Origin of the sequence: Enterobacter sp. V89_11, from assembly GCF_029967775.1 — a bacterium.
In the GTDB taxonomy this organism is placed as follows: Bacteria; Pseudomonadota; Gammaproteobacteria; order Enterobacterales; family Enterobacteriaceae; genus Enterobacter; species Enterobacter ludwigii.
The window spans coordinates 1-12,918 of the sequence record NZ_JASCAN010000017.1 but is presented as its reverse complement, the minus strand read 5'-3'; the positions used below and the strand labels follow the sequence as shown (position 1 = coordinate 12,918).

The 12,918-nt window shown below is 52.3% G+C and carries 9 protein-coding genes; all 9 read left to right on the top strand.

What is annotated here, in order from left to right:
* The first annotated feature begins 78 nt into the window (after positions 1 to 78).
* A complete protein-coding gene (locus tag QLG09_RS14365) occupies positions 79 to 657 on the top strand; it encodes a hypothetical protein (protein WP_079231196.1) in 579 nt (192 codons plus the stop codon).
* Positions 658 to 1,274: 617 nt separating this feature from the next.
* The gene (locus tag QLG09_RS14360) at positions 1,275 to 1,538 is read left to right on the top strand and encodes a PAAR domain-containing protein (RefSeq protein WP_063925123.1); all 264 of its coding nucleotides are present in this window, start codon (positions 1,275 to 1,277) and stop codon (positions 1,536 to 1,538) included.
* Between the two features lie 2 nt (positions 1,539 to 1,540).
* Positions 1,541 to 2,749: a hypothetical protein gene (locus QLG09_RS14355; RefSeq protein ID WP_050736598.1), complete on the top strand. Its 1,209-nt coding sequence runs from the start codon at positions 1,541 to 1,543 to the stop codon at positions 2,747 to 2,749.
* Positions 2,742 to 6,113, top strand: a complete 3,372-nt coding sequence (locus QLG09_RS14350; RefSeq protein WP_232929669.1) for an ImcF-related family protein — start codon at positions 2,742 to 2,744, stop codon at positions 6,111 to 6,113. Before QLG09_RS14355 ends, QLG09_RS14350 begins: the two co-directional genes overlap by 8 nt.
* A 400-nt stretch (positions 6,114 to 6,513) precedes the next feature.
* A complete protein-coding gene (tssA, locus tag QLG09_RS14345) occupies positions 6,514 to 8,121 on the top strand; it encodes a type VI secretion system protein TssA (protein WP_050736600.1) in 1,608 nt (535 codons plus the stop codon).
* Positions 8,122 to 8,149: 28 nt separating this feature from the next.
* Positions 8,150 to 9,403, top strand: a complete 1,254-nt coding sequence (locus tag QLG09_RS14340; protein WP_232929672.1) for a hypothetical protein — start codon at positions 8,150 to 8,152, stop codon at positions 9,401 to 9,403.
* A 32-nt stretch (positions 9,404 to 9,435) separates the two neighbouring features.
* Positions 9,436 to 11,205: a type VI secretion system baseplate subunit TssF gene (gene tssF / locus QLG09_RS14335; RefSeq protein ID WP_282489006.1), complete on the top strand. Its 1,770-nt coding sequence runs from the start codon at positions 9,436 to 9,438 to the stop codon at positions 11,203 to 11,205.
* On the top strand, positions 11,169 to 12,257 hold the full coding sequence (gene tssG, locus QLG09_RS14330; protein WP_050736602.1) for a type VI secretion system baseplate subunit TssG: 1,089 nt from the start codon (positions 11,169 to 11,171) through the stop codon (positions 12,255 to 12,257). Before tssF ends, tssG begins: the two co-directional genes overlap by 37 nt.
* A gap of 35 nt (positions 12,258 to 12,292) precedes the next feature.
* A complete protein-coding gene (tssJ, locus tag QLG09_RS14325; protein WP_050736603.1) occupies positions 12,293 to 12,817 on the top strand; it encodes a type VI secretion system lipoprotein TssJ in 525 nt (174 codons plus the stop codon).
* The last annotated feature ends 101 nt before the right edge of the window (positions 12,818 to 12,918 follow it).

Here is a 12,918-nt window from a genome sequence, read left to right as displayed (position 1 = left end):
GACTTGATTTTCTTCTATCTAACTTAACTGAATATTATGAGGTTAATTTATGCTTCAAATTACTTGAGGATTCTAAAAATGGGATGCAATAAAAAATCAAACAAATTTTTGCTTTTTGTGTCATGTATGCTCTTGTCTTTTGGAGCATACTCACAAGACAGTTCTAATCCTCAGTTTACTGACTACCTGGTTCCCGTAAGCAACGGTCCATTTGAACAAAATATTCACTTTAATAAAGAGCAGAAAAACTACTCGCCACACTGGAAAAATGCAGCCCAAGAGCAACTAAAAAAAACTGTTAACTTTGCAGGGCACTTTAGAATCTATACAGACTTTGGAGGTCATGGTAGAGAATGCCTTCGTGATAATTGGGTATGTGGCTGGGTTATTGATAAACTATCAGGGGAAGTTGTAGCAACACTACCATCAGATAATAATGGTGGTTATAATTATGCAGATATTTCTGATAATGGTACCCCTGTTGGCCTTCCATTTGAGATGGATGCTTATAAAAATAGTTCTATGATTGCAATAACCGGTCAATCTATCTCAATCAACAAGAGTGATAGTCCTGTATGCAAAACGGCCTTATTTAATTTTAATAATGGTAGATATGTGAAATTGATAGAATCATTGGAAGGGTGTAACAACCAATGAGCCTCTCATAAAGCTCCGGCATAACGAGAAAGCGACAGTAGTAAAATTCGTATACAGCATGCATCAGAGGGCGACCAGGGTTGAGTTAATAAACTCAACCCTAACTGAGTAATAAATGTTAATTTAGGCTAGTCAAATGGGCTTTAGACCAACACAATTATTGCTCTGTATTTTATCACATTTAATAGTCTTGCTATTGCAGATGAAACACCAAGGATAAACACGTCTTCAGAAAATAATACATGTAGCATAAAAATTAATGACGAACTTGTTGATGGTTACAAGTGTGAGTTTTATCGCGCACCATCAGTATGGTCGCATTCATATTTGTACGAAGCCAGCAAACAAATAATAATATTTATTGATAGTCCAATGGGGAATGCATGCGATGGAGGCCCATTACATGTGTTTAGCAAAACGGATGATGAGAAATTCAAACATCTGAAGACAATTGACTTCTGTGGCGGGCATTACCCATCAATAACCAGTGGCCCAGAAACATTCATAATAAAAGTCCCTTCAATCTCTATTGACGGCACGGATAAAAAGATCCCAACTGAGACATGGGAATTAAATAATGATGAATTAGTTAAGAGACAAGGAAGAGGAATTTAATAATGCTCCAGATTATCCGTAAAGGCGATAAAACCACTCACGGCGGCTCGGTCCTGACCGCTTCCGATACGATGAAATTCGGTGGTATCGGTGTTGCCCGTAAAGGCGACAAAGTGTCCTGCCCGGTTCCGGGGCATGGCCCTACAACCATCGTAGAAGGAAACCCTGATTACCTTGATCATGGTATCCCGGTAGCCTTTCACGGTCACAAATGTGCCTGTGGTTGCACATTGATTAGTTCATTTGCCGCTGCCAAGGTTGCCTGATTATGCCCGTCTGGCTGGATGCCATCCCTGAACAGGCCCCTAAGGTAGCTCGCCCCGGCACTCTTCGCTGGGTACTGTTCCTGGCATTTCTCATGCTGGGGGGCATAGCACTCACGCTATGGTGCTGGACGTCAGAAAGAACAGGATTTGTCTTCTGGTTCACCGCGATGGGGCTTCCGTTTTGCACCTGGGGGCTTCTTTTCGGTTTACGCCGGTTTGCCTATAAAGCCGAACAGGTGGGAGCCGAGTCCCGTAATGTTGAGCGAGAAGCGCTTATTGACAGTGAAATTCTGCGCGGTCAGCGCTGCGGCTGGATCCTCGGTACGCACATCCAGGCTCCGGCCGGAAACAAAACCGACGATCTGCTGGAAGTAATGAAACTCGCCGCTCCCGCTATCGATTTCTCGCACCCAAGAGGATGTGACAAACCGGTCAGGTACGCGGCCTTAACAGAATATCAAACGGATTTATCGAAAGCGCTCAAAGCAGCAGTCACTAAGCTGACCACGCGTGTGGATGTAATCGTTCAGCCACTTCCACCAGAGCTGCCATGCTGGCTGATGCTGGACTGTGACAGTGACCTGCATCCCCTGGTTGAAGAGCAGCTAAAAGCCGATCTCTCACTCAAGACGGGCAGGATTTTTCGCCTGATGCCTGGAAAAGGGCTGGGGGCGTTTGATGCCTGGCTGGACAAGCGATGGGACAACCCAGGCATTCTGGTTGCCATCACGCTGTCGTTACCGGCGTCTCCCCGGGAAGAAGATGCTGATGCTGTCTCAATGGTGGTATTAAGCAACCGCAAAGCCCATGCCTGGCCGGATGCGCTTCGCCTTCATCGCCCCGAAAGGGGAACAGAAACAACACTCACAAAGACGCTCAACCGGGCGCTGCTCTGGGCGAAGACCCTACCCAATGAACTCAAAGGAAGCTGGATCTCCGGTCCCACATTGACGTCGGGCAGCGGCTGGAATAATGCCTGCGAAGAGAGCGGTGTTGAATTTAGCCTTTCAGAAGACAATTCCAGTATCGATCCCGTGCTGGGCTATACCGGCCATGGTGCCCCATGGGTCGCCATCACGCTTGCTGATGCAGCCTTTGAACAGCGCGGAGTGCAGGTTATCGCTGCACAACCCGCCGCTGACAAAGACGACATCTGGGTAGCGGTCATCACCAAAGAAGAAGTTCGCAAGGGAACGCCCAAAAATGTCTAAGGTAAAAGTAAAAACACTCATCGGCTCCGTTGTGACTGTCGCCTTTTTTCTGACGGTTATCGTGGCATTTCTCTTTTATGCCTTTCCGGAAAATGTCGCCTTGGTCACGGGGTTTGGGCCGTATGACGGGCAACGGATCCTCACGTTCAGTGCCATCCTGGTTGCCGCGATGCTTTTATTCGGCTGGCTGATTGAGAAGGCCTTCGACTTCGCAGGTAAATCGGGGCTGTATTTCCACTGGGGTCAGAAAAAGGCTCAGATGGTCGCCCCGGCAACAGGCACCATTGCGAGCGAAGATGATGAAGAAGAGCCTGTCTTCAGCGAGGATGCCGTATCTGAGCACCTCCGTTTCCGTTATGGCCGTCGCTGGCAGCGTAAAGTGCGAATCCTGCTGGTGATGGGTAATCCGGACGACGTCCAGAAAGCGGCCCCGGGCCTGTCTTATGACCTCTGGCAGGAAGGCGACGGCAACGTGCTGATTTATGGCGGTGATGCGCAGTCACTCCCGGATGAGATCTTCCTTTCAAAACTGAAGCGCCTGCGATCTGGCCAGCCGATTGATGGCATTATTCAGGTGATGAGTACTTCAGCCCTCCCGACGGATAGCGAACGGGATGCTTTCTTGCGTTGCCGCCAGAAAGCCGATCATCAGCTGGGCTGGCAGGCTCCTGTCTGGCTGTGGCTGACTGACAAAGCCAAAGGTGCTCAGCAGGACGCGGAAACGACTGCGAAAGGGGTGATATTCGGACCAGAAGGCACTGTAAAAGAGGCGGATAAGGCATTGACTACGCTGTCTCAGCGCCTGCAAAAAGCCGGTATAACACAGATACTGAATAATCCGGCACATAACGGCCTGCTTCAGTTATCTTCCCGTCTTCAACACGAATTGAAAGCCAGTCTGGCTGTTTTACTCAGCGGGCTGATGCAGGGATCTGCGGCCTGGCGTTTACGTGGTGTCATGTTCAGCCCCGAACTGGCCGTTGCCGGAACGGTACCAAATACACGCCTCGACACACCGACCTGGAAAGCTGTCATTGATGACTGTGATGCCGTCAGCGGCAGAAAGCTGGGCTTCGACTGGCTGAAGATGCTGCGGTTAATTCTGCTTTCCCTGATTGTTCTGTGGGGGGCCGGTACACTGCTGTCCCTGATCGTTAACCGTACCCAGATTTATCAGGCACAGGAAACGGCGAGTCAGGCAGCGGATACCACAAAACCCCTGGCAGAACGCCTGCACAACCAGCTCGTACTCCAGCAAGCCATTGCCCGTCTGCAACACCGTGAGGCGACCGGCGCTCCATGGTATACCCGATTTGGTCTTAATCAGGACAGCGACACGCTGGCCGCACTCTGGCCGCTGTATGCGAAAAGTAACGCACAGCTGATAAGGGATGTCACCGCAGATAGTCTCAGGCAGCAGCTGAATGCCTTTGTGCAACTTCCTCCTGCCAGTGATGCCCGAATGCAGGGTACACAGCATACCTACGACGTGCTCAAAAGTTATCTGATGCTGGCCCGTCCGGACAAAGCGGACGCAGGCTGGCTGGCAAAAAACGTGCTGAAAGCCTTACCGAAACGCCAGAATGTGCCGGATGGCATATGGCAGGACATCGCACCGAAACTGCTGGGCTTTTATGCGCAAAACCTCCCGGCTCATCCGGAATGGAAAATTAAGCCTGACACTGAATTAATCAGTACGGTCCGTCAGATCCTGCTTAAGCAGGTAGGTCAGCGTAACGCAGAATCTGGCTTGTATCAGGACATGCTTAAGCGCGTGGCCAGCAACTGGCCTGATTTAACGCTTGCCGATATGACAGGCGACACCGATGCCTCAACGGTATTCAGCACTGACGAAGTCGTCCCCGGTATGTTTACGCGTCAGGCCTGGGAAGAGCAGGTTCAGGATGCGATTAACGAGGTCGTCAAGACACGCCGTGATGAAATTGACTGGGTACTGACGGATAAGACGCACCAGACAGGGAGCGATATCTCCCCGGAGGCGCTGAAAGCCCGCCTGACTGAACTCTATTTTACCGATTTTGGCAATGCCTGGCTGAACATGGTCAACAGCATTCAGTGGCAGGAAGCCACGTCACTTTCTGAGGCGATTGCCCAGCTCAACCTGATCGGCGATGTCCGTCAGTCGCCGCTGGTGGCACTGATGAACACGCTGGCCTGGCAGGGCAAAACAGGGCAAAAGGGCGAGGCACTGGCCGATTCGATTGTCGATTCGGCGAAAAAGCTGATCGGTCAGAAAAAAAATGCCAGACAGTTTATTGAACAGGCACAGGGCCCAAAAGGGCCGCTCGATGAGGTGTTTGGACCACTGATGGGGCTGATGGAAGGTAAAGAGGGCACCGGTGCCAACGGTAACCTCAGTTTCCAGTCCTGGCTTGCCCGCGTCACGCAGGTACGCCTGAAACTCCAGCAGGTTACCAGCGCCCCGGATCCGCAGGCCATGTCGCAGATGCTAGCCCAGACAGTATTCCAGGGCAAAGCCATCGATCTGACCGATACCCGCGACTATGGCAGTCTGGTTGCGGCGAGTCTGGGGCAGGAGTGGAATGGATTTGGCCAGTCGTTATTTGTGCAACCGCTTGATCTGGCCTGGCGGCAGGTACTTGCCCCGGCAGCGGGAAGCCTCAATGCCCGCTGGCAGTCGACTATTGTCGAACAGTGGAATAAGGCCTTTGCGGGACGCTATCCGTTTAAAGCCACCGGCAGCGATGCCTCGTTGCCGTTGCTGGCTCAGTTCCTGCGTAGCGACTCGGGTCGAATCACGACCTTCCTGAAAACGAATCTTGGCGGGATCCTCCACCAGGAGGGAAATCGCTGGGTCGTTGACCTTTCCGCAAGTCAGGGGATGGTTGTCAGCCCGGATTTCCTCCGGGCGATTAATCAGCTGGCGGAACTGTCAGATATCGTGTTTTCTCAGGGCGATGCGGGTGTTCACTTCGAACTGATGGCGCGTCCTTCACGGGATGTTGCCAGAGTGCAGCTTACTCTCGATGAGCAGAACCTGGATTACTTCAATCAGATGGAAAGCTGGCAAAGCTTCACCTGGCCTGGAAACACTTACTATCCTGGCGTGTCGCTCAGCTGGCGTAGTGTGAACAGTGGCATGCAGCTGTATGCCAGTAACCAGGGCAACTGGGGTTTCATTCGCCTGCTGGACAAGGCTCTCATCACTCCGCTTGACGCCAGCCGTACACAACTGGTGTGGATCACCGCCGATGGCAACCCTCTGAAGTTTGTGATGCGTAGCGAGCTCGGTACAGGTCCCCTGGCATTGCTGAAACTTCAGGGATTCACGCTGCCCGACACTATCTTTAGCGTCGCAGCTGGCGGAGAAGAGCGCCAATAATGATGGGCGGGAAAATTTACCCGGCACTGGCTTTCGCAAAACAGGTTGAAGGCTGGTCTCTGGGTATTTGCAGCAAAGTGAACCGATGGCACGAAACTGAATCCTTATCCCCATGCCAGTTTATGACCTTTCGGTAGTGTCGCGCATGGCTCAGCGACTGGCTGAAGCATAATCCAGCGCCAGGTACACCAGGGGACAGCGCCTCCGCGCCCCATCGGCGCCTTCGTCCCCATGTCAGAAAAGCCCACTGGTGAAGCTACTGGAAGGCCAAACCCACTCAGGGGGAGGAGAAAAGTATGCTGCTGAAATGGAAGCTACCGCAAATCGTCAATGGTAAGGACGACGATTCTCTGGACGCGGTCGTGAGGTTTATAAAAGAGACAAACAAACGGGAAAAAGAATGAGCTCACCGGAAGAACTGTTAACCGCCTGCGCCACCAGGCAGGAAGAAAGGCAGCGCCTCATCTCGCGGGCAAATGATGCCCTGTCGCTCTGGGATAACTGGCTGCACCCGTTCACCTTTGGGGCAGAAACCGGGGACGATCCCGCATATGATGATAATTTTCAGCTGATGCGTGAGGAGATCAACAAGCTTTCAGGTACCGATTCAGCGTTATTGTGTGAGCTGGCCCAGAAGTGTCTTTGCGAATGCGCCAAAGACATTCGTGTCGTGACCTGGTACGTGCAGGCCCGACTCAGCCGCGACGGTGAAAAAGGGTTGTCCGAAGGCTTACTGCTGCTTGTCGCGATGCTGGCCCGCTACGGGCAGGCATGCCATCCCCGGCGTCCCGTAGCCCGAAAAGCTGCGCTGGAGTGGCTGAACAGTGCAAAAGTGATTGATGCACTGCTGTTATGGCCCGAGGTGGACAGCAATGATGCCGGTCTGACGGCTGGCGTCATCAGCCTGCTTGAATCCACAGTGGCTGACTGGCCGGAAGCCGAGAAACCGTCTTTTGCAGGCCTTTGTACCGCTCTTGAAAACCGTCTGGCACGTTCGGGTGGCATGGAAGCGCTGGTCCCCCAGAACAGCAGTACGCATGAGCACGGGCGTGAACCTGCCCATTCTGATTCTCCGCAGCTGTCAGCCGTGAAATCTGGCCGCGATTTACTCGACCAGGCAAAGTTACTTTCCCGCTGGCTGAGCGAGCAGCCGCAGGGCTGGCTGGCTTCTCATCGACTGATAAAGACCGTGCGGTGGGATACGGTCGATCAGATCCCTCCGCTGGACAGTAGCGGGCGCACCCGCCTGGTACCGCCTAAACCCGAGTATCGAGCTCAGTTGAAGCGCCTTTACCTTCAGAAAAACTGGGTCGAGCTGGTTGAGCAGGCCAGCCAGATGTATTGCGAAGGCGTGAATCATTTCTGGCTCGATCTCCAGTGGTATCTCTGGCAGGGGCTCAGCCATGCGGGTCAGCCCTGGGATACCTGGTCAGACTCTGTCCTCTTCGATCTGCGGTTGCTGCTTAAACGCCTCCCGGGCCTTGAAGGGCTGGCATGGAATGACGGCACTCCCTTTGCCGACGAAGTCACTACTGCCTGGATTGCTGAAAAAGTGAATGAAGAGGGCCTGTTGTACGGCGATGAATCCGCTAACGTCGTTAATGGTCAGGCGGACGATGTGCTGCTTCTTGAGTCCGAAGCCATGGAAAAGGGAGACACTGAAGGGCCTGAAGCAGCGCTTGCCTGGCTCCAGTCCCGACCGGGGATGGATACCCCGCGCCATCGCTGGCTGATACGCCTGCTCATGGCCCGGGTGGCAGAGCAGTATGGCCGAAACGATATGGCGCTTCACCTGCTTGGTGAACTCACGACCCGTGCGCCACTGCTGACGCTGGAAGACTGGGAGCCCGCTCTGTTATTTGAAGTCCAGGCCCGACGCCTGAAGCTGCTACGCATGAAAGCCGGTCGCAGCGAATCTGATAAAGCCCGTCTGATGCCTGAGATGGATACGCTATTGGCAGGTCTGATCGCCATTGACCCGGCCCGTGCCATGGTACTTTGCCAGTAATATTGAATGGATACAAATAAGGAATATTATGCGTTTTCGCTTTATTGCCCTGGCTTTATGCCTTCTTTCTGGTAGCAACGTTGCAGTATCTGCGGGATTTGATTGTTCCCTTGTAAATTTATCACAGACAGAAAAAACGATATGTAGCAATGAGTATTTATCAGGGCTTGACAGTGCTCTAAACAATTTTTTCAAAAAGACCTATGACAGTTCTTTAAGCCATGGAAGCCTGTCTGAGCGTCAAAATGAATGGCTAAAAGAGAGAAACAATTGCAAGAGTGATGTAACCTGTATTACCAACAGCTATTTAATACGCAATAGAAATCTGTCAGGAAGCAACACCCTCCAGAATGTCAATGATATTTTTAATCGCGATGGCGACAAACTGGACGAAGCATTGGATGCCCCAATTAAGACCAAATCCGGATTTACAATAACTGACTCTCCATGGCATGTAAAAGAAATATTTTCTTCTGAAAGCTTCGAGGGGGGAATTAATCTTGAGAGCAAGAATGTATCGTCAATACTAACATACCAGATAATTAAGAATGATTTATACATTTACATTTCTGTTAGCGGGCGGTACCAGGATAAAGACACTACACTGCTCGTAGAGCTTAAGGACGATACTTACCCTCGCATCATTCAACAATATGACGGTAATATAAATTTAATATCCCGTGCCAGAGATGCACAAGGAAACGCTTTAGCCTATTTTTCTATTGGCGATGATACTCATAAAGACTATCATTATTTATTTATATCTCCGAGTGGCGAAAAAGGCATTTCTGATATATCCCCAGAGCAAGCTGATTCCTTAACAAAAAAAACCACACCATGGGCTGGGTATTGTGGCAGCTCAGAGTGCAATGCTTCATTGATATCACCTGATGGCAAATGGCGACTTACTTCAAGTGATGGTAACGTTAAAGATCCAGATGAAGGTATGTACGTATTTCCGGCCAATCGTCCGGACCTGGGTTTGAATGTTTTTGCAGACAAAGCGGATAACTCTATCACTGACGATATATTTGGATATACACGGCAATATGTCTGGGGAGATGACAGCAATTCATTTTATTTTGATAATAGCGGCGCTTTAGGTTGCATCTGGAAAACCGATATTGGCAATAAAACAACAAAGCGGATTATTCCCGTAGAAGGTATTTTAGATCCATTTTATATAAAGTATGACGGAGAAGATCTGATTCTTTCTGTTTATTCATATTCTTATCAAGATGATTTTAAGTCAGAAATATACATAGCAAAAGAACCTAATTAAATAAAATCAATCTATCGGGATTTATAATTTATATGGATGATTTAACCCTGCGCTATTACGAAGCAGAGATGCGCTACCTGCGAGAAGCCGGTAAAGAGTTTGCCCGGGTTCATCCGGATCGTGCTGCGATGCTTAATCTGGATAAACCCGGCGCCCGCGATCCTTATGTGGAACGCCTGTTCGAAGGCTTTGCTTTCCTGATGGGCCGTCTGCGTGAAAAGCTTGATGACGACCTGCCAGAGCTGACCGAAGGTCTGGTGAGCCTGCTGTGGCCACACTATATGCGGACCATCCCGTCGCTGGCCATCGTCGAGTTCTCGCCTGACTGGCGTAGTCTGCGTCAGGCCGAAATGCTGGCTGAAGGCTTCTCCGTTCTGTCTCGTCCTGTCGGGCCGCACAAAACCGCCTGTCAGTACCGGACGACTCGCGATGTGCCGCTACAACCGCTGCACCTTGCAGATGCCCGCCTCCATACTGAAACCAATGGCCGCTCTGTTATCCGTCTGCGCTTCGAATGCCCTGAAAAAGTGGACTGGAGTAAAGCCGGGATCGACAAGGTCGCCATCTTCCTCAATGCAGAAAGTCCAGTTAGCTATGCGCTGCATCTGGCAATGACCCGTCGTGTTCACGCCATGTATGCCCGTCACGCCGGGACCTACATCGAACGCCATCAGTTCGATGGCTGGTGCAAACCCATGGGCTTTGATGACAATGATGGACTGTGGAAGAAAGCCGATACCGCCTTTAGCGGTTACCAGCTGCTGCTGGAGTATTTCAGCTTCCGTCCGAAGTTTATGTTTGTTGAGTTACGTGGACTCGACAGCATCGGGCTTTCTGCCACAAGCACCTGGTTTGAAATCGACATTGTGCTCAGTGAAGCCTGGTCATCCGATCTGCCTTTTGAGACAGAAAACTTCCGTCTGCACTGTGCACCGGTCATTAATCTCTTCACTCTGGAAGCCGACCCGCTGACCCTGGATCCGCTCGATAATGAATATCTGCTCAGGCCGCTGCGTCTTCAGGATGGTCACACCGAGATTTACAGCGTCGATAACATCCACGGCGCGGTGAAGAATGGCAAACACCCCTATGTACCGTTCACCAGTTTCCGCCACCGGGGCGGTATGATGCGCCACGATGCCCCTGAGCGTTACTTCCATACCCGCGTGAAACGCGGCCCCTCTGGTCTGTATGACACATGGTTAATTCTCGGGGGCCGCTCGTTCGAGCTGGAGCAGTTGTCTGATAAACCAGAATCCCTTTCGATGCGAATAACCGGGACCAACGGGCAGCTTCCGCGTAAGGCACTGGAAAGCACACTACTGGACAGGGCCGTGAAAGCAGGCAAAGTGCCCGTCAGGGTACTGAACCTCTCGGCCCCCACCATGCCACTGTATCCACCGGCAAACGACCGTTTCCACTGGCGGGTGATGAGTCACCTCGGATCAAACTTCCTCAGCATGATGAATAACCCTGAAGTCCTGCGGGGGACGCTGGCGCTCTATGACTGGACCGACGATGAAATGAACCGCCGTCGGCTTGAAGCAATCGTCTCCGTGAAGCACACCCTGATCCGCCGTTTTGAGAAGGGCTTTATGCTCCGGGGCGTGGACATTGAGGTCACGCTGAATATGGATAATTTTGCAGGCGAGGGTGATGTGAATCTCTTCGGGGAGATGCTGCACCGGTTCTTCGCGCTCTATGCCGATATTCACCTCTTTAATCAGCTCACGCTGGTGCTGCAACCGACAGGGAAACGACTGAGATGGCGCGAGAATCACAGCCAGCACGTACCGGGCTGACGCTGGCCCTGGCCCTTAACAAAGATATCTGGCGGGCCAATTTCTATCGTTTCTGCCAACTGCTGGAGCAGGAAAATCCGGACGCCCCGAAACTGGGTACCACCAGCCATCCGGGCGACGATCCGGTGCGTTTCAGGCCCTGGCCTGGTATGGGTTTTCCGGTCAGTACCCTGAAAGCGGTGGAGAACGACGAAGACCAACCGACATTGCCACCGACCGTCCGCACCACATTCCTCGGCATGTATGGCGTGGATTCGCCTCTGCCGACGACCTACCTGGACGACATTGCGCAGCGCCGTGAAGGACACGAGGCGATCACCTCATTTCTGGATATTTTCAGCCACCGGATCACCACACAATATTACCGGATCTGGCGAAAATACGCCTATCCGGCGACCTTCGAGGCAGGTGGCCGCGATGCCATATCACAGTGTCTGCTGGGGCTGGTCGGCCTTGGTATACCGGGCACGGCTGAGCAGGTGGCAACGCCGGTTTCACGCTTCCTGGCCCTGTTGGGCACCATGCGATTACCCACCCGCAATGCTGAAGGCATCCGGGCCCTGGTGAGCCTGCTGGCACCGAATACCCGGACAATTATCACCGAACCCGATCCGGTTAAGGTGCATATCGATAACCGTAGCGGGCTGGGTATCGGGAGCCAGATCCGTCTTTCGCAGCGAGCCACGCTGGGTAAAACCGCAAAAGAAGCATGCAGCCGGGTCCTGGTGTCACTGGAGACAGCGGATCCTGACGAGGCGGAAGGCTGGTTACCTGGTGGTGTCCTTCATACCGATTTGATGGTCCTGCTGCGTGTCTACCTCGGCTACCGCAGTGACGCCCGAGTGCGCCTCACCGTGCCTGTGCGATTGCTCCCTGAGCCTCGTCTGGGCAAGGGCAGGCGTATACAGCTGGGCAGAACCGGTTTACTGGGTCTGAAGGAAGGCAAACTCAATACGCCACGGGAAAGTCTGACCATCAACCTGGGTTGCTATGAAGGGCTTCACTATTCTGTACTGCAACCCGCAGAAGACGGACGTTACCGCTTCGACTAATCACGTATTCCCTCTCTCAATAAAGGAACTTTTGAATGGCAACAGTAACCCGCTGGTGGGCGCTGACGCTTATTGCCTGTGGTCTACTCGCAGGCTGCGGTCTGACGCAGACCGTCACGGACGGTACGGTCAGCATCACGAAATCCATCTTCTATAAGAAAATTAAAACGGTGCATCTGGATTTTACCCCACGCACGGCCATTAACGCCGATGCCGCACAGACGCCGCTGGCAACAATGGTGCGGGTTTATCTCCTCAGGGATCGGAAAGCGGTTGATGCCGCCGATTACCAGACGCTGCTGCGCAATGCCGATACGGTACTTAAGGACGATGTACTGGCATCAAAAGAGCTGCTGGTGATGCCCAACGGCAGCGTTTCTCTGAATATGCCCATGGATGAAGACGCACAGTTCGTGGCGGTGGTGGGGCTGTTTAACCGACCGGATCAGAAGGACAACCGCTGGCGTCTGGTACTGACCCGTGACGACCTCGATCCGGACAAGCCCCGGACCATCGAGCTGGGTGATGGCTGGCTCAGCCTCGTGCCGGTAAAGGAGTGACATAATGGATAACTGGCTGGCGCTTTTTGACGGGCAGACTCGCTATTTTCTGGATATCAACGACAGCCAGGTAAAACCGGATGTTCTGCGATTTCGGGGCA